The organism is Wolbachia endosymbiont (group B) of Ischnura elegans, from assembly GCF_947251585.1.
In the GTDB taxonomy this organism is placed as follows: domain Bacteria; phylum Pseudomonadota; class Alphaproteobacteria; order Rickettsiales; family Anaplasmataceae; genus Wolbachia.
In genome coordinates, this window is sequence record NZ_OX366371.1 from 691,505 (window position 1) to 714,855 (window position 23,351).

The 23,351-nt window shown below is 35.2% G+C and carries 16 protein-coding genes and 3 pseudogenes; 9 read left to right on the forward strand and 10 right to left on the reverse strand.

Translation table 11 applies throughout. From position 1 onward, the window contains the following. The first annotated feature begins 3 nt into the window (after positions 1 to 3). Entirely contained in the window at positions 4 to 885 is an 882-nt protein-coding gene (gene sucD, locus OPR58_RS03585; RefSeq protein ID WP_064085491.1) for a succinate--CoA ligase subunit alpha, read from the forward strand. 6 nt (positions 886 to 891) lie between these two features. On the opposite strand, the gene dapF is transcribed toward sucD, so the two are convergent. Both dapF and OPR58_RS03595 read right to left on the reverse strand, forming a co-directional pair. Beyond that, positions 892 to 1,686 (reverse strand): diaminopimelate epimerase, encoded by a 795-nt coding sequence (dapF, locus tag OPR58_RS03590; RefSeq protein WP_265023017.1) that lies wholly within the window; start codon positions 1,684 to 1,686, stop codon positions 892 to 894. 140 nt (positions 1,687 to 1,826) lie between these two features. Continuing rightward, positions 1,827 to 2,786 carry an IS5 family transposase gene (locus OPR58_RS03595; protein ID WP_265022212.1) on the reverse strand — a complete coding sequence of 320 codons (960 nt, stop codon included), beginning with the start codon at positions 2,784 to 2,786 and terminating at the stop codon, positions 1,827 to 1,829. Between the two features lie 125 nt (positions 2,787 to 2,911). Between OPR58_RS03595 and OPR58_RS03600 the strand changes: the two genes are divergently transcribed. Both OPR58_RS03600 and OPR58_RS03605 read left to right on the forward strand, forming a co-directional pair. Beyond that, the gene (locus tag OPR58_RS03600) at positions 2,912 to 3,586 is read left to right on the forward strand and encodes a glycoside hydrolase family 5 protein (RefSeq protein ID WP_265023018.1); all 675 of its coding nucleotides are present in this window, start codon (positions 2,912 to 2,914) and stop codon (positions 3,584 to 3,586) included. A 170-nt stretch (positions 3,587 to 3,756) separates the two neighbouring features. After that, positions 3,757 to 4,637 (forward strand): annotated as a pseudogene (locus tag OPR58_RS03605) (IS110 family RNA-guided transposase); the annotation flags it as partial. A gap of 28 nt (positions 4,638 to 4,665) precedes the next feature. Here OPR58_RS03605 and OPR58_RS03610 read toward each other — a convergent pair. Next, positions 4,666 to 5,493, reverse strand: a pseudogene (locus OPR58_RS03610) (IS630 family transposase). Between the two features lie 178 nt (positions 5,494 to 5,671). Between OPR58_RS03610 and OPR58_RS03615 the strand changes: the two are divergent. The 5 genes from OPR58_RS03615 (at position 5,672) to OPR58_RS03635 (ending at position 9,498) form a co-directional block, all read left to right on the forward strand. Beyond that, positions 5,672 to 6,055 carry a hypothetical protein gene (locus OPR58_RS03615; protein ID WP_265023019.1) on the forward strand — a complete coding sequence of 128 codons (384 nt, stop codon included), beginning with the start codon at positions 5,672 to 5,674 and terminating at the stop codon, positions 6,053 to 6,055. 259 nt (positions 6,056 to 6,314) lie between these two features. Continuing rightward, positions 6,315 to 7,040, forward strand: coding sequence for a hypothetical protein (locus OPR58_RS03620; RefSeq protein WP_265023020.1), 726 nt, complete (start codon positions 6,315 to 6,317; stop codon positions 7,038 to 7,040). 179 nt (positions 7,041 to 7,219) lie between these two features. Beyond that, the gene (gene argS / locus OPR58_RS03625) at positions 7,220 to 8,926 is read left to right on the forward strand and encodes an arginine--tRNA ligase (RefSeq protein WP_265023021.1); all 1,707 of its coding nucleotides are present in this window, start codon (positions 7,220 to 7,222) and stop codon (positions 8,924 to 8,926) included. A gap of 147 nt (positions 8,927 to 9,073) precedes the next feature. Then, a complete protein-coding gene (locus OPR58_RS03630; protein ID WP_265022250.1) occupies positions 9,074 to 9,322 on the forward strand; it encodes a DUF6444 domain-containing protein in 249 nt (82 codons plus the stop codon). Then, a complete protein-coding gene (locus OPR58_RS03635) occupies positions 9,322 to 9,498 on the forward strand; it encodes an IS66 family transposase zinc-finger binding domain-containing protein (protein WP_406846499.1) in 177 nt (58 codons plus the stop codon). The genes OPR58_RS03630 and OPR58_RS03635 overlap by 1 nt, the downstream gene beginning before the upstream one ends. Positions 9,499 to 9,568: 70 nt before the next feature. Here OPR58_RS03635 and OPR58_RS03640 read toward each other — a convergent pair whose 3' ends face one another. Together OPR58_RS03640 and tnpC (OPR58_RS03645) are read right to left on the reverse strand one after the other, a co-directional pair. Next, complete coding sequence (locus OPR58_RS03640) at positions 9,569 to 10,534, reverse strand: IS110 family RNA-guided transposase (protein ID WP_265022959.1); 966 nt, start codon at positions 10,532 to 10,534, stop codon at positions 9,569 to 9,571. A gap of 157 nt (positions 10,535 to 10,691) precedes the next feature. Continuing rightward, complete coding sequence (tnpC, locus tag OPR58_RS03645; RefSeq protein WP_265022247.1) at positions 10,692 to 12,035, reverse strand: IS66 family transposase; 1,344 nt, start codon at positions 12,033 to 12,035, stop codon at positions 10,692 to 10,694. A gap of 326 nt (positions 12,036 to 12,361) precedes the next feature. Between tnpC (OPR58_RS03645) and tnpC (OPR58_RS03650) the strand changes: the two genes are divergently transcribed. Beyond that, positions 12,362 to 13,300, forward strand: coding sequence for an IS66 family transposase (tnpC, locus tag OPR58_RS03650; protein WP_265023147.1), 939 nt, complete (start codon positions 12,362 to 12,364; stop codon positions 13,298 to 13,300). Between the two features lie 595 nt (positions 13,301 to 13,895). Here tnpC (OPR58_RS03650) and polA read toward each other — a convergent pair. The 5 genes and pseudogenes from polA to OPR58_RS03675 form a co-directional block, all read right to left on the reverse strand. Then, entirely contained in the window at positions 13,896 to 16,424 is a 2,529-nt protein-coding gene (gene polA, locus OPR58_RS03655; protein WP_010404431.1) for a DNA polymerase I, read from the reverse strand. A gap of 111 nt (positions 16,425 to 16,535) precedes the next feature. After that, positions 16,536 to 18,002, reverse strand: coding sequence for an Asp-tRNA(Asn)/Glu-tRNA(Gln) amidotransferase subunit GatA (gatA, locus tag OPR58_RS03660; RefSeq protein ID WP_265023022.1), 1,467 nt, complete (start codon positions 18,000 to 18,002; stop codon positions 16,536 to 16,538). Between the two features lie 186 nt (positions 18,003 to 18,188). Further along, positions 18,189 to 20,561, reverse strand: a complete 2,373-nt coding sequence (gene gyrB / locus OPR58_RS03665; protein ID WP_265023023.1) for a DNA topoisomerase (ATP-hydrolyzing) subunit B — start codon at positions 20,559 to 20,561, stop codon at positions 18,189 to 18,191. 221 nt (positions 20,562 to 20,782) lie between these two features. Continuing rightward, complete coding sequence (locus OPR58_RS03670; protein ID WP_265023024.1) at positions 20,783 to 22,015, reverse strand: hypothetical protein; 1,233 nt, start codon at positions 22,013 to 22,015, stop codon at positions 20,783 to 20,785. Positions 22,016 to 22,465: 450 nt separating this feature from the next. Then, positions 22,466 to 23,236, reverse strand: a pseudogene (locus OPR58_RS03675) (ankyrin repeat domain-containing protein); the annotation flags it as partial. Positions 23,237 to 23,351: the final 115 nt, after the last annotated feature.

Consider the following 23,351-nt stretch of genomic DNA (forward strand, 5'->3'; position numbering starts at 1 on the left):
AGTATGTCTGTTTTAGTAAATAAAGATACAAGATTAATATGCCAGGGCTTTACTGGTGCACAAGGTACATTTCATTCAGAACAAGCAATTAGCTATGGAACCAAAATGGTTGGCGGTGTAACTCCTAGCAAGGGTGGAAGCACTCACCTTAATTTACCAGTTTTTAATACCGTAGCAGAAGCTAAAGAAAAAACTGATGTGAATGCTACTGTGATATATGTACCTGCTAAATTTGCAGCTGATGCAATACTTGAGGCAATAGATGCAGAGATAGAATTAATAGTTTGCATCACAGAGGGCATTCCTATACTTGACATGGTAAAGGTAAAGCACGCTCTCGCTGGTTCAAACAGTCGATTGATTGGCCCAAACTGTCCAGGGGTTATTACACCCGAAGAATGCAAAATAGGAATTATGCCAGGACATATTCACAGACGTGGACATATAGGAATTATGTCTCGTTCTGGAACTTTAACTTATGAAGCGGTAGCACAAACAACCGCTGTTGGTCTTGGTCAGTCAACATGTATAGGAATTGGAGGGGATCCTGTTCATGGTATGACGTTTGTTGACTGTATGGAGCTCTTTTTAAAAGATGACGATACTCATGGTATTGTAGTTATTGGTGAAATAGGTGGAAACGAAGAAGAGGATGTATCACATTTTGTGAAAACAGAAAAAACTAAAAAGCCAATCGTTGGTTTTGTAGCAGGTCAAACAGCACCTCCAGGAAGACGTATGGGGCACGCTGGGGCTATTATCTCCTCTAGTGGCGGAAGTGCTGGTGCAAAGTTAGAGGTTATGCGCAGTGCTGGGATTGCGATTGCAGAAACCCCTGCTGTGATTGGTAAAAAGGTGTTAGAAGTAATGAGTGTCAGTGCCTAGCCTAGGTCATAAAAACCCTATATCCCCAGTCATCAGTATATTTTTTGACCACTCAATCAATAACTGACCTCCTGGTAAATGCACTGAAGTTTGTTTAGTAGCCAAACACTTACGAAGTATAGATGCAACAAATACTGCACAAGCCGCACTACCACATGAAGCAGTAATACCTGTTCCTCTTTCCCAAACTCTTAAGTTTATTTCTCCAGATTTTTCTATTTGTGCAATACTAACATTTGTTTTCTGAGGAAATAATTCGTGATTTTCTAGCTTTGGTCCTAAATTCTGCAATGGTATTTCGCTTATGTTATCAACAAAAAAAACTATATGAGGGTTACCAATATTTACTGCAACTGGCTCTTTCAGCATTTCAAGCTCTATAGGTAGATAAAGGGGATCGCATTCACAAGAAAGAGGAATTTCATTCCATTTAAGCAGTGGTTTACCCATATTGACCTTTATTGATTTATCACCTACTTTAAAACATTCTAAGATACGATTATTTATCAGCTCAATAGTGATATATTCAGTACCTTTTTCTAACATTATCAAATATCCAACACAGCGTGCTGCGTTTCCACACATTTCAGCTCGACTACCGTCAGCATTGTAGATATGCATAAAGCAGTTTGCAGCATTAGACATTGTTATAATTATCACTTGATCACAACTGCCTTGATCAGCAATTTGTCTATAATTCCAGTCTAAATTATTTGCTGAACGTGAGTCTATGATAACAAAACTATTGCCAGTACCATGCATCTTTACAAACGGGATCTTGTCTGTTAGGTTACTTACCATTATAGCAAAATTATATAAGTGAAAATTTTTCTTCTAATTACAGCTGTTTTGTATTCTATAGTTTTCTGTAATGTGAGTGCTAAGTCAATACCGGATGGCTTTGTTGCATAGCACTGATAGGCATGTAAATCACAATGAACTTACGCAGCTAATTTAAATTTAGCCATACCAATATCAGTAAATTTGTTCAGTAAGTAGCACTTAATTAACAGCTCTTTTTCACGATTTACCTCTGATTTATTTTTCAAGCCAAACCCAAATATTTGCTTCAACCTATAGAAAAAGACTTCAATATAAGACCGTGCTCCATACTTAACTTTTTTCTTCCATTCATTAATACCATCTTCATAATTCTCATATGACCTAATTCTACTAATATACTTGTTTCTTTCTGATAAGTAGTCAGCTAAACAAATTTTAGTATCCTTCCTAGGGCGAATAATAGGCACAATATTGTATTTTCTGCATTCTTTATACACACTTTTTATATCATAAGCCGCATCTGCTCGAATAGAACAAATGTTATATTTATCACTGACTTCTTCTAACATATCGCAGACCGGCAAATAGTCTACAGCAACACCACTAGTGTAGTTCATGCTTATTGCTTTCTTATCATTTATGTTTAAAATAACATGTAATTTTCTTACTTGACCATAACCACTGTATTTTCTTTTTCGAATATTAAGCTTACTATGCCCACCGTTATTATTGTAGATACTAACTCTAGTGCTATCTACGGCAATTTCAACATTTTCCAGATCATCTTTATTGCTTCTATGGTCATCAATCTTCAAATTAAGCTTTTTAAATCTTCTGGAAGCTTGTGTATAGCTGATAATCTTAAGTTTTTTGCCTATTTGTACCATATAACCTTTTACAAAACCTACAGCTTGTCTCAAGCCAATTCTAAAAAGATGAACTATTATGTGTATTAAAATTACAACTTTATCACTATAAGTGTTATTGCCACCTGCAACTTTTGGACTATTTTCATACCAATTTTCTATGGCTTGATTAACAAAATGAAAAACATTTCCTCTTTTTTTTAGAAACTCATTATATTCTCTTTGGTTACTTACTCTCATTTTTTGTGGCATAAGTTATACTTGTTTGAAAAATGCCTATTTTACAACAAAATGCGTTAGTAACCATAAGCTTTTCTCCTTACAATAACCTCAACCAACACTAGCTATGCAACAAAGCCATACCGGAGAACAGCAAAATGCTCTTTTGGCAAACTGGAGTTAGAAAGGGAGCAAATGTTTTCAATAGAAAAGTTGATAGTGACTTAATCAAAGCAGCAAAGGAATACAAAATTGGTTTTATTCTTCTTGCTCCTGACAAATTTGAAACTACGCAACGTGACTTCCTCTTAGGCAATGCAGACAATTATCCGGGCCTGATTTCCAAAGACCTGAAAGTTCTGAAAGATGTTTTAGATGCTTTTCATCAACAAAAAATACCAGTAGTGTTAACGATGCTTAGCTTACCTGGATCTAGATGGGAGCAAAATAATAACGATAAAGATGATTTACGTTTATGGTCAGATCAAGCTTTTCAAAAACAAGCAGCAAAATTTTGGCAAGATCTTGCAAGAGAACTTAAGGACCATCCTGCCATTGTTGGATATAATATCTTAAATGAACCACATCCAGAAAGGCTTTATAATACTAACAATTCTGCCATTCATAATGTAGAACAAAGTCGAATTCAGAAAGATTTATTTAGGTTTTATAGCAGCATGGTATATAGCATCCGCCGAATTGACCTAAAAACCCCTATCATACTGGACAGCGCCGGACAGATAAAACCTGTCAAACCAAAAAGAAACTTCCTAGCTGAGTGTATAGCAAATTTTATGTATAATTTTGTAGAGAAGAGCTTTTTGCAGTTATAGCCGAACTGTGCAATGGTGCCTTAAGTGCCCGTAGGACAGCGTGGCTTTGGAGGAACGGTCGAACCACTGATTGAGCCTTTTGGGCTACCTCGATTAGAAGAATGTATAACTCAACCGTCCCAAGCTTAAGCACTTCTCAATTATGGATTATTATATAATGGAGATTAAAAATGGCAAAGTTCAAAAGTAAATTAGAGATCTAATGCAGCAGGAATCGATGTTGGCTAGGCTGTACATTATGTATGTGTACCCGAAGGAAGCGATGAACAACGTATACAAAAATTTAGCTGCTTTACGTAAGATCTCTACAACATAGCAAAATGGTTGAAAAAATGTAAAGTTAATACAGTAGCCATGGAGTCAATAGGAGTGTACTGGATTCCTTTGTTTCAAGTACTTGAATCACACGGATTTGAAGTAAAACTGGTAAACGCAAAACATGTTAAAAATGTACCTGGGAGAAAATCAGATGTGCAAATGGATTCAACAACTACACAGTTACGGGTTACTCCAAGGGTCATTTAGGCCAGATGATCAAATGTGTGTATTGCGTAGTTATGTTCGGCAACGTAAAAATTTAATTGAAAATGCTTCTACACATACTTTGCGTATGCAAAAAGCGCTAACACAAATGAATATTCAACTACATAAAGTTATAAGCGATACAACTGGTGTAACTGGAATGCAAATTATTAAAGCAATAATAGATGGTGAGAATAATCCTGAAAAATTGGCTGAACTAAGAGATGGACGAATAAAAAGTGATAAATCTGTTATTGCAAAAGCATTAGCAGGAAACTATAGAAAAGAACACCTATTTACATTAAAGCAAGAATTTGAGCTATATAATATTTATCAGGAAAAAGTAGCAGAATGTGACAGGAGCATTTAAGAATATTATAAAACATTTTAGACAAAGTCTGATGAGAGTAAAAAGTTAGGTGAAGAGAAAAATAAGCACAGAAAAAGTAAACCAAACTTTGCTTTGCATGAAGAATTATATCGAGTAACTGGTATAGATTTTACCAAAATTCCTGGATTGGATATACTATAGCTCTTTTCATAATAGTCCGAAAAGCTTATAGAAAAGCGGAATCAACAGCATGACGAAAAGATGTGAATAGAGGGATGTTTTTCCTAGCTCTGTTTTTTATAGCAAACCAATGATGCTCAATTTTGTTAAAATCGGGAGAATAAGGCGGTAGATATAAAATTTCTGCGCCAACTCCTTTAGCAAATCTTATTAGACTTATGAAAAGTAGCATTATCAAGGATAACAGTTTGTCCAGGTTTCAAAATCGGTGTCAAAAACTGCTCAAACCATTTATTAAAGATATCCATATTACAGTGGCCTTCAAATGTTAACGGAACAACTATTTTTCTGCCGTTTAAGGCTGCAATCATACTGATTCGTTGAATTTTTTTACCAGATTTTAGAGCATAAAACCTCTGTCCCTTCTGGCAATATCCATAACTCGGTGTTATCAATGCCAGACTCATCTATATAAACTAAGTTTTGAGGTTCTTTTGTTGCTATAATTTTCAAAAATTCAGCGCGTTTTTCTTCGTTTCTTTCTTTGTATCTATATGTCTTTTTTTGCGTGTGAGTCCAATTTTTTTAAGAGCTCGATGGATCGTTGGGATACTAACATTGCTCCAAAGCTTAGCCATTTCCGATACCACCATATTTTTTAGCAAATTCAGTAAATTTATTCCAGTCAGTAATTTTGTGATTATAACCTCCATTTCCAAGTTTTTTTGACTGAAAATCTCCTGTTTCTTTTCTTCTTTGCTGCCACTCCCATAACGTAGTTCTTCCAATTTTAAATCTTGCTGCCACCGTTTCCCTGCTTTCTCCTTCTTCTAGTGCTTCCATTGCTTTTTTTATAACTATATGCTGCTGGCATCCTTACCTTCACTACTATAAAACCTTATTTTACCTCGTTTGGACTATTATGAAAAGAGCTATACTTGTATAACGGCTGGAAAGGAAATTTTAAATATATCAATCTTAGTATTAAGATTATAAATTTATTAATTATTTTATCCTATAATAGTCTAATAGTTATTTTTTAAAGGATATTTATGACTCACTATCACACTTCATCTCCAAAAAACGTTTGTTCTCATAATACCAAAACTTCTTTTCCAGGCTGTAAATCAATATGCATTCCTGATAAAGATGAGCATTGTCATACTACTCGTTTATGTCACAGTCAAGACCCGTTTTTCAAGCATCATTGTACTCCATACCACTATGATTATAACTCACATTGTAAACATGGTTATGACCCATGCTACGGTAGTAATCACGGTTATGGTCATGGTACAACAGCATCATGGTATCATGCTCACGATTCTGGTAACACAGTAGTGTTAAATGTACCATGTTGTGGTTGGGGAACAAGAACTGGGATAGGAACTGATACAGCTGCAAAATTAGCTCCAGAGCACAACGATTTATTTTGAAGGCGATAAAACTTAGTGAGGGTGTAAAAGGTGTGAAGGACGTGTAGGGATACTATGTGCTGAAAGCATAATGCGACGATAGGTATAGCACTGATGTGATATGGTAATAACATAACAATTTATACTATGGATATGGGGTATGTATTATGCCCTTATATCTATAGATTTAGAGCTTGATTAATAACTAATTCGGCGTGTAATTTTTTACCTTGTTCTATTAATAATTTTATATATAACTCTAATTGTATGGGAGATTTCTATGTTAAAGTATAATCTTAATAACCAGTATGATAATAAAACATATACTAGTGTTACTGATAATCTAACGAATGCTGTTCAATATGGAGGAGAAGAACCTACTGGAGGAGAAGAACCTACTGGAGGAGAAGAACCTACTGGAGGAGAAGAACCTACTGGAGGAGAAGAACCTACTGGAGGAGAAGAACCTACTGGAGGAGAAGAACCTACTGGAGGAGAAGAACCTACTGGAGGTGAAATAAATAAAGTAAAACCTCCTATAGATGAAGTAAATAAAGTAAAACCTCCTGTAGATGAAGTAAATAAAGTAAAACCTCCTGTAGATGAAGTAAATAAAGTAAAACCTCCTGTAGATGAAGTAAATAAAGTAAAACCTCCTATAGATGAAGGAAATAAAGTAAAACCTCCTATAGATGAAGGAAATAAGGTAAAACCTCCTGTAGATGAAGGAAATAAAGTAAAACCTCCTATAGATGAAGGAAATAAGGTAAAACCTACCGTAGATGAGTGTAAACTACACCCATGCTGCAAGTATTATTATAATTTGTGTTTCAACGATTGTTATGATTCATGTTGTAGTAATCATGACGTAGCATGGTTTAATACTTGCGACGATGGCAACACAGTAATGCTGAATACAACTTGGGATTGGGAAATAGAACTACCTGGAATTATATGGTATCCGGAGTTTTTTGACTTTGGTTATTCTGAATTAATGTTGATCTAAGTTTATGGTTTCAGAGTATAATGCTATGATATACGAAAAGTTGCTGTCTAAGTTTAATCTATCAAGTGTTACATCAGCCTGTTAAAGCAAAAGAGAAAATGAAGGTAAAATAGTTAAGATAACCCTTCAACTCCTTCCATTTATCAACTATACTGCTATAGATTTTAGCAGTATAATAAATGAACATTTTCAAGCAGGTTTCCTCTCTAATTTCCAGCAAATTAAATAAGTTGAAGCAAAGGGGTGTTATAAGTACGAATGCAACAAACTTTATTGTAGAGCCTCCGAGCAATAGAGCGCATGGAGATATTTACACAAATGTTGCTATGGTGCTTGCAAAGCATGAAAAAAAGAATCCAGTTGAGATTGCAGGGATCTTAGCAGAAGAATTTAAATCTTTTGATGAAGTTGCAAAAGTGGAAATAGCAGGTCCTGGGTTCATCAATATGCACTTGAAAATGGAAGTATGGCATGGGATTTTAAAGCAAATAAATGAGCTAAAAACGGAGTTTGGCACTCTCAACATTGGAAACAATCAGGCCATCAATGTTGAATTTGTATCTGCAAATCCAACTGGGCCACTACATATTGGTCATGCAAGAGGGGCAGTATTTGGTGACGTTTTGGCAAATTTATTGAAAAAAGTTGGTTATAAAGTTACTAAGGAATACTATATTAATGATGCTGGAGCGCAGATAGATACACTAATAAAGTCAGTATATTTGCGGTATAAGGAAGCTCTGGGAGAAAAAATTAGCATCGAAAAAGGTTTATACCCAGGTGAATATTTAAAACCAATAGGGGAGGGGCTAGCTAAAAAATATGGCAAGGAGCTTAGAGAAGAGGAAGATAATCGAGTAATTAGAGAATATACTTTAAGTTCTATCTTAGAACTTATAAAGGAGGACATGAGCTTGCTTGGAGTCAATCATGATATTTTTACTTCAGAGTATGAGCTACAAAAAAATGGCAAAATCGAAGAGAGTATAAAGATATTATCTGATAAGGGTCTTGTGTATGAAGGATACTTGGAGAAACCAAAAGGCAAAGAAAGTGAAAGTTGGACTTCCAGAAAAGAAATGTTATTTCGCTCTACAACATTTGGTGATGATGTTGACCGCGCACTAAAAAAAGAGGATGGTAGCTGGACTTATTTTGCATCGGATATTGCTTACCATTTTGATAAGATATCACGTGGTTTTAACAATATGATCGTAGAGCTCGGCAGTGACCATGGCGGTTATATTAAAAGGCTTAGAGCAGTTGTCTCTGCGCTCAGTGATGATCAAGCAAAGATAGAGGTAAAACTGCATAATATTGTGAATTTCTTCGAAAATGGCAAACCTGTTAAGATGTCGAAAAGATCAGGAAATTTTCTTACAGCTAGGGATGTAGTGGAAGAGGTTGGCAGGGATATAACTCGTTTTATAATGTTAACACGCAAGAATGATATGGTCTTGGACTTTGATTTTGCTAAAGTTAAAGAACAGTCAAAAGACAACCCTATTTTTTATGTGCAATATGCGCACGCCCGTGCTCATTCGTTAATGCGTAATGCTCCAAAAGAGCTCCCAACAGCAGACCCTTCACTTTTAAAGACAGATGGGGAGCTATTCCTCATAAAAACCTTAGCAAAGTGGCCAGATGTGGTAGAAATATCTGCAAGGCTTTGTGAGCCACATAGAATCACTTTCTACTTACTTGAAGTTGCAGAAGCGTTTCACGTTTTATGGGGATATGGCAAAAGTGATTTAAATATGCGGTTTATACTGGAGAATAACTTAAATTTCACCGCTGCAAGAATGTTTCTCGTCCAAGCCTTAGCACACGTCATTGCTTCTGGACTTTCGATTTTTAATATAGAGCCTTTGAAAGAGATGAGTTAATTTTAATGCGTAATATTAAATGTGATAATAAATTATTGATGTAAGTACAATAAGGCCAAAAATTAGTAACCGTTCACGGAGATAAGGTGGTTTACAAAGTAAGTATAAAAGTGTAAAGAGATAGGAATCTAAATATGGAATGGGTAAATGACAACAGTGCTGCAAGAAAAGGTTGTAGCAGAAAAGGCTAATCTCAAGGAAGAAATAAAAGCACTGATCAGAGAAAATGATAGCTTGAAAGCAAAAATAGTTGAATTAGAAGACAAATTGGGCTTAAATTCGCAAAATTCTCATCGCTGCCACCATCACGAGATATATATCGTAAGAAAGCAAAAAAGAAAAGTGATAAAAAACCAGGAGGTCAGCCAGGACATAAGGTGCATAAGCGTGAATTAATGGCTGCAGACGAGGTAGTGAGATGCACAATTGATACAATTTGTATGTGTGGAGGTAAGATTACTTTAGAAGATGAAATTATTCATCAGAAGGCAGAGTTGCCAGAAATTAAGCCAATTGTAACTGAGTACAGGTTGCAAAGAGGACATTGTAGCAGTTGTGTTAAAAGTCAATAGAAAAATTGATGTAGCTGTGAATAAGTACTTAAAATTTGTGTGGGCGTACTTATTCACAGCTATGCTATTGCTATATAGAAGCAGTTTTAGGGCTATACTCCTCAGTAAACAGTCTACCGTCTCTTACTAAAGAGTTAGCAAGGATAAGTAATTTTCTCATTGCAGCAGTAGAGGTAACTTTATATGGTTTTTTATATTGATTGTATAGCCTATCAAAGAAGATTTTTATATAAGAATTGTACCTTTGCGCACTAAGAATGCACATATGTAAAACCTTTCTAATTTGTGATCTACCACCCTGAATACACCTTTTTCCCTTACTAAAACCACTATCTCGATTAAAAGGTGCAACTCCGGAAAGGCTGGATATTTCTTTATGTTGGAGAGTTCCAAGCTCGGGTAGATAACAAATAAAAGTAATAGCTGTTATTGCACCTACACCAGGTATACTAGTTATTGACATGTACTTTTTTTTAAGCTCTTGATTTTTATCGACTAATTCCATTACCTCATCTTCTAAGACTTGAATTTGATTTTGTAAAACTGCAAGTAGCTCTTCCATTTGTTTGATTATAGATAAATCGGTTACTTGATGAGCTTGGGTTTTTTGTATTTTTGCTATTTCTACTAGTTGATTCCTGCGAGATAATTTTTGCTTCAAACAGTCAATACTACTAACTTTTAAAGGAGTGACACGCATGTCTGTATTACTAACATAACGTGAGATGATGCTACAGTCTATTTTATCAGTTTTAGTAGCAATACCAAGGCTTTTTGCATAATCTCTCACCCATCTTGGTTGAATGACATATACTTCAAAACCATGGCTTAATAAAGTATAAGCACATAATTTTTCGTACCCACCAGTTGCTTCAAGTCGAACTTTGGTTACGTTATGTAAACGCAAAAAGTCGATTATTTGATCAATAGTTTGAACGTTATTTTCAAATACTTTATGATGTCCAAGTGGATGAATATGGATATCTAGTTTATTTTTGCTAATATCAATGCCAGTAATAATATTTGATAAATTCATAATCCCTCCATAAATAATGTGTATACTGCATTTTCCACCCTTATATACGAGCCTAAAAGCTCAACCAGTTGTTCGGAACTTTCAGTATAATAAACCAGAGAGGAGAACCTTGCTGCAAAACGGTCCTTATGAGTAACCGTTCACGGAATATTCCCAATTAGGCAGGAATAGCGACTAAATTCTGTAGTTTCTGGACAGGATTCTGATCATTCAAACGTGCAGTCAAAAATATCGAAAGCATTCTTTCAATGAACTTTTCTCCACGTTCTGACCAAGTGAAAAAACTATTTTTACGATAAATGACGTACCGTCTAGCCTGACGTTCTGCAAGGTTATTGGTTGTCTCGATCAGATCAGGATTGCGCACGAATCTCCACATCATATCTTCAGAACGTAGTATATTGGCAGCCATTCTCGAGGCCTGAGTTCCTTTTGCAACCCTTGTTATCTCTCGCAAAAAATGTTTCACCCTTTTTCGAATCTTCCTCATTAACCGGAAAAATCTTAAATTGTCTATCAGGTTTTGTTTACGTGCTCTATCTACCACAAATACCCTGTTGCTCAGCGATTTTAATGCTGCGCCAATTCTGCTCACTTCAACATTTTTACTGTAAAAAAACCTTTCAAAGTCCCTTGCTAAATGGGCCCAGCATATCTGTCTGTTTTCACGATTAAAGTAATTATACGCAGCATACCTATCGCTTATAACTATTCCATCATACTCTGGCAATAGCCCTTTTAATATCTTCTTTCCGCGAGATCCAACTAACTTCATAAGTGTTGCTGTTTTATTCGTTACTACCCAACTCCAACCTTTCTTTCCCTGGTTCCTATGGCTTGTTTCATCTATATGTAAATACTTGCTTTTCCGTAGCTCTTCTCTTATTTTTTCGTATTCAGATATACATTTTTCTGATACTCTACCCTCGGTCTTTGATACCAAACCTAGGCTTATATTCAGATTAAATATGCTGCTCAAAATTTGCTGTACTTCCCTTTTTGAATTGATAAAAAATCCACTAAAACTGCTAATTACTGCTTTTGCATTAGCTCCTAAAAGATCCCTTGTCACACCTTCAGGCAGACTAGCTGAGATCCTTTTCTTACACGCCTTACAGTAGCCTTTTTGTAGCCTATATTCAGTCACTATCGGTTTAATTTTTGGCAATTCAACCTTTTGATGCACAGTTTCTTCTTCTAAAATAACTTGGCTTCCACACATGCAAATTGTATCAATTGAACATTTTACCACCTCATCTGCTACCATCAATTCCCGCTTGTGCGCTTCATGTCCTGGCTGCCCGCCTGGTTTTTTATCGCTCTTCTTTTTTGTCTTTTTGCGATATACATCTTGCGATGGTGGCAGCGATGAATTTTTTGAATTTAAACCCAGCTTATCCTCTAGCTCAATTATTTTTGTCCTTAACTTATCATTCTCTGCTTTCAGAGTACCAACTTCTGACTCCAATACCACAATCTTTTCTTGTAGCACCTCTATCATCAACCCCTCATCTATCTAGTTTATTGTTTTTTATACTAATTATGCAATTTTTGTAAACTACTTTCTTATACCGTGAATGGACAAAGTTGATAAGCCTAAACGCCATCATGTCTTTAGGAGAGTCTGCTAATGAAGGCTCTTAAGTTGACGCCATTGCGTGAACGGTTACACTTTCAGTATAATAAACCAGAGAGGAGAACCTTGCTGCAAAACGGTCCTTATGACCAAGAGTATGTACGGTTCCTCCTCTCTGCGTGTCTTTATACCGCCATTTCGTGACATTTATAAAGACTTGTTTTTAACATATAAGAGTATGTAATAAAAGAATTACAGCAAATTTACCCGAAGGTGTTGCAAGAGATTTTCTAGGACCCAATGCTAAAACAGTTATAAGCAGCCTTAGCGGCTTTTTTATTAACTCAAAAAGAGAGGTACAGCAAATTTTGGGCAGTATTTTTAATCTAAATATAAGCCTTGGTTTAGTCTCAAATACTGAACGCAGGGTATCGAAGAAGTGTGCATCTGAATATGAGAAAATGAAGGAAGAGTTGCAAGGAAGCGAGTATTTGCATATAGACGAAACAGGGCACAGAAATCAAGGAAAGAGAGGCTGGAGTTGGGTAATAACAAACAAAGCGTTGACACTTCTGAAGGTAAGCGAGTCTCGTGGTAAGAAGGTGTTGAAGAGTTTACTGCCAGAATATGATGGTATAGTTGTGAGCGATAGATACGCTGTATACAATTACTTCAATCGTGAAAATAGACAGATATGTTGGGCACATCTGGCAAGAGATTTTGAGAGATTTGCCCATAGTAAAAATGTTGAAGTGAGCAAAATTGGCCAAGCACTAAAATCGCTCAGCAATAAGGTGTTTGTAGTAGATAAGGCAAAAAAACAAAATTTGATAGATAATTTGAGATTTTATCGACTGGTGCGAAAAATTCGGAAAAGGGTAAAACATTTTTTACGTAAAATGACGAGGGTTGCAAATAGCACTCAAGCTTCAAGAATGGCCGCTAAGATGTTACGATCTGAGGATATGATGTGGAAGTTTTTAAGAAAACCTGAAGTGATAGAAACAACTAATAACCTTGCAGAACGGCAAATTAGACGGTACGTAATTTATCGTAAAAACAGCTTTTTCACCTGGTCAGAACGTGGAGAAAGATTCGTGGAAAGAATGTTGTCGATATTTTTGACATCACGTCTAAATGGCCAGAACCCCTTTCAAAAGCTACAGAATCTAGTAGCTGTCACTGCTTAGTTCTTTAATTCATTCTCACAATCCGTGAACGGTTACTTTTTCTAATCTTTTTTTTTACACAGGGGGATTTTATGTCCAGAATTCCAGATATTTGACCTTTACTTTAGCTAAAAACCAATAGGCGCCTACTGTTTAACGCTAATTAAAATAAAAATTTTTCTAATATATAGAAAAATCACTGTTTACTGAAAACGGGGCAAGAAAGCTGCTAATGTCACAGATTTTAGGTAAATGTTGTTTGCTTGACGTATGAGTGTACTCTCCTTACTTCAAGAACTCTTTAATATGACTACTATTATACTTACGAAATTAACCACTCAAGGCATCCGTTCAGGGGTGTGGCAAAATAAGGTAAAAGTGAATTTACAACAATAAGGTGTCATTCCAGTGCTTGACACTGGAATCCAGCCTTTTGTAGTCTCATTGAAAGCGTTGCTTTTAATATCTATGATTAGGTTGCTTGTGAGCAATTTGGATCCCAGTGTCAAGCACTGGGATGACATTACTTTTGCTTCAATATTTACACATTAGCCATGCATCTGAACAGATACCACTTAAGTCCTTTCAAGACAGGTTCTTAGGGTCTACGGTATAATTAAGAAAAGCCCCAGTTGTCGCTAATTTTTATTTCTACTTCAAGTGGTATAGAAATTTCTACTGCATTTTCCATTATATCTTTCATAAGTTTTGCTGTTTCTTGCACTCTGCTCTCTTCCACTTCTACAAGTAATTCATCATGAACCTGGAGGATTATTTTACCTGACTTTAACTGATCAAAAAGCCGAATCATCGCGCGTTTTATTATATCAGCAGCAGTTCCCTGCAGTGGTGCATTTATTGCTGCCCTTTCTGCAAATTGTCTTAGATAAGGAATTTTATTGTTGATGTCTCTTACAAAACATCTTCTACCAAACAAAGTCTCTACATAACCATGATTTCTCGCGATAGATACTGCTTTTTCCATATAGACCTTTATTTCTGGGTAACAAGAAAAATAGTAATTAATGTATTCAGCAGCCTCTTGAAAGGTAATGCCAAGTCGCTTTGCAAGGCCAAATGGACTAATGCCATATATAATGCCAAAATTAATGGTTTTTGCTTTGCGTCTTAATTGCTCATCTATTTCTTGCACTCCAAAAACTTGTCTTGCAGTGATATCATGAATATCTTGCCTGTTTGCAAAAGCTTCTTTAAATGCGGTAACATTTGCAACGTGTGCCAGGATTTTTAATTCTATTTGTGAATAGTCAGCAGAAATTATCTTGCAACCTTTTGGCACAATAAAGGCTTGCCTGATAAGACTACCTTCTTCGCTTCTGATAGGAATATTTTGTAAATTAGGATTGCTAGAGCTCAGCCTTCCAGTTGCAGTCACAGTGATTGAAAAGCTTGTATGTATCCTACCATCAAGCGGATCAACCTGTTTTATTAACGCGTCAGTATAGGTACCCTTTAATTTACTTGAATGTCGCCAACTTAAAATTTTACCTGCGATTTCTGTCCCCTCCTCTTCAAGTGCCTCTAGAACTTCAGAGTTTGTGCTATAAGACCCAGATTTTGACTTTTTCTTTTTACTTAGCTCCATTTTATTAAACAAAACATCACTTAATTGTTTTGGCGATGCAATGTTGAATTTTTCTCCTGCTAAATTATGTATATCGTTTTCAAGTACAGCAATTAGCTGCTCAAACTTATCAGACAATTCCTGTAGTTTTTGAATATTGAGCAGTATTCCATTTTGCTCCATATCAAATATTACTTTCATGAGAGGTCTATCAAAGCGCTCGTAAATCGTAAAAAGTTTTTCCTGAAATAATCTTTGTGTCAGTTTCTCATGGATCGCTATTAAAATTTTTGCCGAGAAAGTTTCTACATTTTTACTTAAATTGTGTGCAATTATGTTTGGAATGCTGTGATCATGCTTACCTGTGTCAAGGCTGTATGACATGATCATCAGGTCATCAATTGAGTCTAGCACTCTCTCTATTGTAGGAAATATTTCTCTGATCTTTCTAATATCATGTACTATTTTAAGCACCCCATTTGAAAATAAAGTTGAATTTATTATAGTAAGTGCATCTTGTAGGCAGCTTTGATCTATGTAGAAAATATTATCCTCACTACAAGATAAGGAGATTTTGTTCAATCTATTGTTTTCAAAGTGGCAATGAATTGCAATTTTACCTTCATATCTGCAATGCTCCAAAAATTTTTCTAATTCTTCACTACTATATTCTATTTTCTCTTTTGTGCTAGATCCACTATAAGAAAAGAGCTTTTCTACTTTTCCTATCAATGAATTAAATTCATATTTCTTCAAAAAGGATAACAATTTTTCCATATTTGGAGGATGGACTTCATATTTTACAATATCATGTTGAAGATCTACTTTTTTGCATAGTGACAAAAGTTCTCTTGAAATTAGTGCTTTTTCCTTATGCTCAGTAAGAATATTACGAACTCTTGTTTGCTCAATGTTATTGATGTTTTCTATAATGTTATCCAACGAATCAAATTTATCCAGCAATTTAGCTGCAGTTTTTGGGCCTATTCCTGGAACGCCTGGAATGTTATCAGATGCATCTCCAGTTAGAGAAAATAAATCAAGAAGCTTATTTGAATTTACACCAAATTTTTCTATCACTTGTTTTTCATCTATGTATATATTTTTAATAGGATCAAATATTAGAATGTTGTAATTCAAAAGTTGAAATAAGTCTTTATCTGATGAGACTACTACTACTTTAAAGTCTTCGTGGTTGGCATATTTTGCAGCTAGTGTTGCAATTATGTCATCTGCTTCATAGCCTTCAATCTCTTCATAGCTGAAGTTAAAAGCTTCTACCGCTTCTCTCAGTATTGTAAATTGTGGAATTAGATCCTCAGGAGGCGTTACTCTGTTTGCTTTATACTCAGAATATAAACTGTGCCTGAAATTTTTTTTGCCAGAATCAAGTGCTATAGTTAAGTAGTCCGAATGGGAAATATACTTCAGAACCATATTAAGAAAACCGTACACAGCACCTACTGGAATACCAGCTGTGGTAGTTAAATGATGTAAGACATAGTAAGCCCTGAAAAGAAAACCATAACCATCAATGATTGTGAAAGTTTTTTCTTTCATTGTAGATATTTATGTGTGCCTTTGATGGTCTGTTATTTAGCTATAAAAATCAAGCTCTTGTTTCCTATAGCCAAAATAATCATAATGCTATAGTTACTATAAGAAAACATATTACGTAAGGGAATTAACTATTCTGCCACAATTTTGCTCTATCACACTTGCCATATTTAATATTCCAGCTTCATCGTAATAATTTCCAATTACTTGCAAAGCAAGTGGTAAGCCTTCATTGGAAAGTCCAACAGGAACAGAAATAGCAGGTAATCCCGCTAAGCTTGCCGGCACGGTAAACACATCATTGATGCACATAATTAGCGGGTCTGGCTTTTCATTTAAGCCAAAAGCTTCTGTTGGAGCAGATGGCACAAGTATGTAATCTATTTTTTCAAACGCTTTTATAAAATCATTTCTAATTAATGCCCTAATGCACTGTGCTTTTTCATAATACTCATTGTAATGACCTGAAGAAAGCGCATAAGCACCAATTAAAATTCTCCTTTTCACTTCTTTACCAAAACCTTCTGCTCTTGTTAGCGAATACATTTCTTCAAGGGTATCAGCATCAACCCTGAATCCGTAACGTACACCATCATAGCGAGCAAGGTTAGATGAAGTTTCAGCAGAACAAATTAGATAGTAAACCGGTATCGCATATTTAGTATGAGGCAGAGTAATGTCAACAACTTCAGCACCGTTTTCTTTTAAATAGGAAGCAATTTTTTCCCAATTATGAACTATTTCATCTGAAATTCCATCCATCTTATACTCTTTTGGTATACCAATGCGCTTACCCTTAATATCACCATTTATAAAACTGGAAAATTTAGGCACTGTCCTTTTGCTCGATGTTGAATCTTTTTCATCATAGCCACAAATTATTTCAAGCATTAATGCTGAATCAGAAACGGAACGAGTAATTACTCCTGCTTGATCGAGAGAACTTGCAAACGCAATCATACCAAAACGCGAACACCTTCCATAAGTTGTCTTTATTCCAACAACTCCACAATAAGCTGCTGGTTGGCGTACAGAACCACCAGTATCACTTCCTAGTGCTCCAGCACATAAAAACCCAGCAACTGATGCTGCAGATCCACCAGATGATCCACCAGGAACAACTTTTTCTCCGTCACTTTTTCTAATCCATACATTTTTAACAGGACCAAAATAGCTGTTTGTGTTCGCAGAACCCATAGCAAACTCATCCATGTTAAGTTTACCAAGCATGGCTGCTCCATTTTTTAAAAGCAAGTTAGATACCGTAGATTCATAAGTCGGGATGAAATTTTCCAGCATTTTTGAGCATGCTGTTGTTTTTATTCCTTTTGTACAGAATAAATCTTTAACACCAACTGGTATGCCCATAAGTGGTGAAATATTATCTTTTTGTTTCAAGAAGTATTCATCTGCTATTTTAGCAGCTTTTATCGCGATTTCTGGGGTTTTTGTTACAAATGCATTTAGTTGCTCATTTTCAACTGCATTAACATGCGTCTCTACAAGCTCAACAGCAGAAAAATCCCCCCGCCTAAGTCCATCATGCATCTCTGTAATAGTGAGCCTTCTCAATTCATTCATTAATATTCAATTTTAGCGAGGGATTAATTATAACAACAATAGGGCAGAAAATCTATATATTTATGATCGAAAACGGGAATACAACCGAGATCAATTCAGATTTCTGAAATGGATTGGTTAGTAGTACGTTTTAAATAGCCGGTTTGGCACACAATGCTAAGCCATAAGGGTTTAGCGTTTCTAAAATCAAATATCAACATCATGCACGTTAAGTGCATTGTTATTTATAAAGTCACGACGTGGTTCAACTATATCACCCATTAGCACCGAGAATATGCTATCTGCTTCTTCACAATCTTTTATTTCAACTTTTAGCAGAGTTCTAGTTTCTGGATTGAGTGTAGTTTCCCAAAGCTGATCAGCATTCATTTCACCAAGGCCTTTAAATCTCTGCAGAGTTAAACCTTTTTTACCATAATCCATCACTATTTTTGCGAGTGCACTTGGAGACTTTATTTTTATTTCAGTTTCTTGTGACTGTAAAAATGAATCACCATTAAATAAGTCAATTATGTTATCAAGAGAACTCAATATATTCCGTATTTCTTTACTTTCAAGCATACTAAGCGAGAATACATATTTGTCTGCTAACCCTTGAAACAATTTAGCAATGTGAATTTCCTCATCTTTTACTTCTACTTCCCAATTATATTCACTATACATCAATTTTAAATATTTTAATATCTCATCAGCAGACAATAGAGCATTCTTTTTGCTTAAAATTAGCAATGATTCTAAGAGATCTTTTGGTATTTCCCTATCATAATTTTTGCTAATGTTTGAAATACTGAGGCACTTATTCAAAACGAAACGCAAATCTTTGCCTACACCATTTAATGTTAATTTTTTAATCGCTGAATTTACTATATACTCTTCAAAAGTTTCATCATCTTTGATATAAGTATCTTTAGCATTTTTTGTAACTTTATAGAGTGGTGGCTGCGCTATGTATAAATATCCTTTTTCAATTACTTCACGCATATGTCTAAAAAAGAAAGTTAGAATCAAAGTTCTTATATGCGAGCCATCAACATCTGCGTCTGTCATAATGATAATTTTATGATACCTAGTTTTTTCAATATCGAAGTGCTCACTCCCTATTCCAGCTCCAATTGCCGTGATCAGAGAGCCAATTTCTGCAGATGAAAAAATACGATCCAGCCCTGCACGTTCTACGTTTAGAATTTTCCCTCTTAAAGCAAGTACCGCCTGTGTTTTACGATTACGTCCCTGCTTTGCAGTACCACCTGCGGAATTACCCTCTACTATAAACAATTCCGATAACTCAGGAACTTTTTCCTGACAATCGGCAAGCTTTCCAGGTAGAGTTGCAATATTAATATTGTTTTTATTTTTAACTAACTCTCGTGCTTTTCTTGCGGCTTCTCTTCCTTTTGCTGACCTAATCGCTCTTTCTACTATACTTGCTGCTAACTTGGGGTCAGTTTCAAGTATTGTACTCAACTTGTCAAAAACTATGCTCTCTACAACTGCCCGCGCTTCAGAACTGACCAATTTATCTTTTGTCTGTGAAGAAAATTTAGGATCAGGCATCTTGAGAGATAAAACACAAGTTAAGCCTTCTCTAACATCTTCTCCAGTCAAATTCACTTTTGCCTTCTTCAAAAAACCTTCATTGTTTGCATAGTTATTGATACATCTGGTTAGTGCAGATCTAAACCCTGCCAAATGCGTACCACCATCCCGTTGTCTTATATTATTTGTGAAGCATAGCATATTCTCATAGTAGGAATCATTCCACTCCATTGATATTTCTACACTGGTACCTAGATCTTTTACATTATCTCTAATGCTGGCAATTTTAGTAACATGTGTCTTATTCTTGTCTAAGTACCGTACAAAATTAGCTGTACCAAAATTATCTTCAGACTCTTTACTATCGTTAAAATGAGACTTTACATGTGGTTTATTACGGAGATCACACAAAATGATCTCAATATTTGAGTTTAAAAATGCCAATTCTCTGATGCGACTCTCAAGAGTGGAGTAACTAAAATCAATACTACTAAAAGTCCCCGTTGATGGCATAAACGTTACTCTAGTTCCTCTTTTATTTTTGTTTTCATTAATTACCTTTAAAGATTCAACAGACTCACCATCTTCAAAGCGTATGAAATATTCCTTCTTATTGCGCCATATGGTTAATTCCAGCCAACTCGATAACGCATTAACAACTGAAATTCCAACACCATGTAATCCTCCAGAAACCTTATAGGTATTGCTGTCAAATTTACCTCCTGCATGTAATTGGGTCATTATCACTTCTGCTGCTGATATCCCTTCCTCTGGGTGAATGTCTGTTGGAATGCCACGACCATTGTCGGTTACAGAAACTGAACCATCTTCATTTATGCTAACTTCAATCTTACTGCAATACCCAGCCAAAGACTCATCTATCGCATTGTCAACAACCTCGTACACCATATGGTGCAGACCAGATCCATCATCAGTATCACCAATGTACATACCTGGACGCTTTCTTACAGCATCAAGACCTCTTAGGATTTTTATTGCATCAGCGTTGTAGTTACTTTCCATGGAATTGCTTTATTTATAAATATTAATTAATATTACATTTGTATGTGCTGATTAGCAACATCTTTAAGTTGAAAGAAGGATCCTTGACATGTAGATAAAATATAATACATCACCTACACGAAGTGGTTTTACATGTTATTTCAATACATAAACTTAAGTTCAAATAATCATACAAAACTCTGCTTCATATTTCAAGATAAATGGCTACAATCAAATACAATTTACCTTTTCCTTCCACTTAGATTTTCCAATTTAACATAGGATAAGTTGCTCATACACTCTTCTAATATTTCATTCTTTTTATCATTGTTTAATCTATTGCTGAACTCTTGACACCTTCTCTCAAGAGCTGAATGCGTAGTCATAATATACCTTACTGTTTCAGATGATAACTCTGGTAACTCGCTACGGATCCTTTCTTGTTCTGTTCCAGAGAAATTGGTGAAATTGGCTCTGGCCATTTCAGGGAATTTTTGTGTGATCGTTTCTTTTATCATTTCTCTAGCCTCTTCTCCATCGAGTGTAATAACCACTGATGGATGTAAGCCAGATAAAGACTCAAATAATTTATTGTATGTTCCACCTGCACAACTTTGACCTTGATTACCGTAAGTTGTTGCAGCGTCTACAAGACCTTTTAAAAACATATCTTTTCTGTTTTTTATGTCTTCATCATTCAAAGGAGTTCTTTGATTTTCTGTCCCTGTATTTCTATCATTGCAGGCTTTCCAACATAAAATAGCTGCTTGCTTTAGTGTTAACTTACTATGATTGTCTTTAAAATTATCTCCTGTTCTATTGATAAATCTTAAGCATTCAAGTGCATGAGATTTATCGCCTTCTGTAAATTCATTTGACTGTTTGATGTACTCTTCAATGTCGGTTGTGTTGCCTCTATTTAGCTGTACATAGAATTCATCTTTGCTTAAATTCTCTTTATACTTTTCTATGAGTCTATCAACACTCAAGTTTATACTAGCAACTGCACTTGGGTCATGAGTAGTTTGTGCCATAAAAGGAATGGCTGCTAAATCTTGAAAGAAAATAGGCCTTTCTTCCTCTGGAATTTGTTGTATTAAATCGTTAAACTGCTGTATTTCTTCAATGAGTGATTTGTTTAGCAACCATAAGCACAATATAGGCAGTACCAAAAGCACACAGGAATTAATAATGTGTATAATTAAAAAAATGCTTAATGTTATTCTAATAACATTTTTTGGCCACGCTGATAATCTTTTTTCATTTTCCCTTGGTTTGAAAAAATAATTTACTAATGATAAATACAAAGAGAGCTGTACAAGAAGAAAAAATGAAGGAATCATACTTACTAATAAAACTATATTAATGAATCTTTTAATTTTATTAGTGTTGTTGTAAGCATTTTGCACTCTTTCTATTAAAGCCTGTACTCTATTTCTATTTTGCTGTTGATTATTATTTTGACCTGCAAACATACCCTATTCTAACATTAATATATCATACTATAGAAAGAATGTAAATAAAGCAAGAAACTTATCAACTACCTGTAAAAAGCTTTATTTTTGCTTGATAGGAGGTTCTATCTTTGTACTTTCTACATTATTGAGAGTACTGCCTGTTTTTTGTGCAGCAATTTCTTGAATACCTTTCACAACAAAATACACTACTAGTGCTAAACCAAGAGTTATAATAGTTAGCGTAACTAATGCCGCTAACTGAACTTTTATCTCTAAACTTGTTTTTGCTTTATTCTCTCTTAGGAATCGAGCCATGTCTTGATCGTTTTCCCGCATCTCAATATCTAAAGGAGTAAGCCCCTTTCCATTTTTTATATTAACGTTTGCTCCTTGCTCTAAAAGAAGCCTCATTTTTTCTATATTACCTTCTTTTACTGTACGAAATAGACGACTTTCACCCTCTATCTTCTCAATGTCTGCTCCATATGATCTAAGTACTTCAATGGCCTCTTCATTTCCACTATTGAGTGCAATATCCAAGGCATCCATTCCAGCTTTATTTTTGTGGTTGATAAAATTCTTCAACCGATCTCTACCAAAGCTTTCTATATATTGTTTAATGATGAGTTCCACTACTTTTCCAGGACAATTATTAGCAGCAGGAAAAAGTATTGTGTTGTTATTATTATCTTTTTTCGTTATATCTGCTTTGAGTTTATTTATCAAATACTCGATAACTTCTACTCTGCTATCATCCTTTGCTTCAGTGCATTGTCTAATAGCTAAAAATAAAGCTGTCCGCCCATTATTATCAATATCTTCAATATCCTGTCCCTTATCAACTAAGGCTTGTATTACACTTTTATTCCCATATAAAGCAGCAAGGTGAAAAGGTGTATGTCCTTCAGTGCTTTCCCTTTCATTAATTAACGCACCATTGCTAGCTAGCAATTCTATAAACTCTGGCGTGTTTGCAAAAATTGCAAGGTGCATTGGTGTTAAGTCATCTTTGCCATGATTTCCAGTTTTTGCGTTAACGTTTGCTCCGTTATTTATCAGCAATTTCGCTATTTCAAACTGCTTATACCCGATAGCAACATGCAGTGGCGTACTATTACGTTCATAATTATCATTGACGTTTGCACCAAACTTTATTAGTAGCTCTGTAGCTTCAATATCACCCATCCGAATTGCAGAGTATAAGGAAGGAGATTCATCTTTTTCTATTTCCCCTGTCATACGAAATTGCGAACATATTAATTCATAGATTATTAAGGATTATTATTAAGTTTTTATTAAAATTATATTAATAATAGTTAAAAAACTTCAATTTTTATTAAAAAATTTACATCTA

Excerpts from the sequence above, each read along its gene's own strand:
- sucD (WP_064085491.1), top strand. The coding sequence starts at position 4 with ATGTCTGTTTTAGTAAATAAAGATACAAGATTAATATGCCAGGGCTTT.
- dapF (WP_265023017.1), bottom strand. The coding sequence starts at position 1,686 with ATGGTAAGTAACCTAACAGACAAGATCCCGTTTGTAAAGATGCATGGT.
- OPR58_RS03595 (WP_265022212.1), bottom strand. The coding sequence starts at position 2,786 with ATGCCACAAAAAATGAGAGTAAGTAACCAAAGAGAATATAATGAGTTT.
- OPR58_RS03600 (WP_265023018.1), top strand. The coding sequence starts at position 2,912 with ATGCTCTTTTGGCAAACTGGAGTTAGAAAGGGAGCAAATGTTTTCAAT.
- OPR58_RS03615 (WP_265023019.1), top strand. The coding sequence starts at position 5,672 with ATGACTCACTATCACACTTCATCTCCAAAAAACGTTTGTTCTCATAAT.
- OPR58_RS03620 (WP_265023020.1), top strand. The coding sequence starts at position 6,315 with ATGTTAAAGTATAATCTTAATAACCAGTATGATAATAAAACATATACT.
- argS (WP_265023021.1), top strand. The coding sequence starts at position 7,220 with ATGAACATTTTCAAGCAGGTTTCCTCTCTAATTTCCAGCAAATTAAAT.
- OPR58_RS03630 (WP_265022250.1), top strand. The coding sequence starts at position 9,074 with ATGACAACAGTGCTGCAAGAAAAGGTTGTAGCAGAAAAGGCTAATCTC.
- OPR58_RS03635 (WP_406846499.1), top strand. The coding sequence starts at position 9,322 with ATGGCTGCAGACGAGGTAGTGAGATGCACAATTGATACAATTTGTATG.
- OPR58_RS03640 (WP_265022959.1), bottom strand. The coding sequence starts at position 10,534 with ATGAATTTATCAAATATTATTACTGGCATTGATATTAGCAAAAATAAA.
- tnpC (WP_265022247.1), bottom strand. The coding sequence starts at position 12,035 with ATGATAGAGGTGCTACAAGAAAAGATTGTGGTATTGGAGTCAGAAGTT.
- polA (WP_010404431.1), bottom strand. The coding sequence starts at position 16,424 with ATGAAAGAAAAAACTTTCACAATCATTGATGGTTATGGTTTTCTTTTC.
- gatA (WP_265023022.1), bottom strand. The coding sequence starts at position 18,002 with ATGAATGAATTGAGAAGGCTCACTATTACAGAGATGCATGATGGACTT.
- gyrB (WP_265023023.1), bottom strand. The coding sequence starts at position 20,561 with ATGGAAAGTAACTACAACGCTGATGCAATAAAAATCCTAAGAGGTCTT.
- OPR58_RS03670 (WP_265023024.1), bottom strand. The coding sequence starts at position 22,015 with ATGTTTGCAGGTCAAAATAATAATCAACAGCAAAATAGAAATAGAGTA.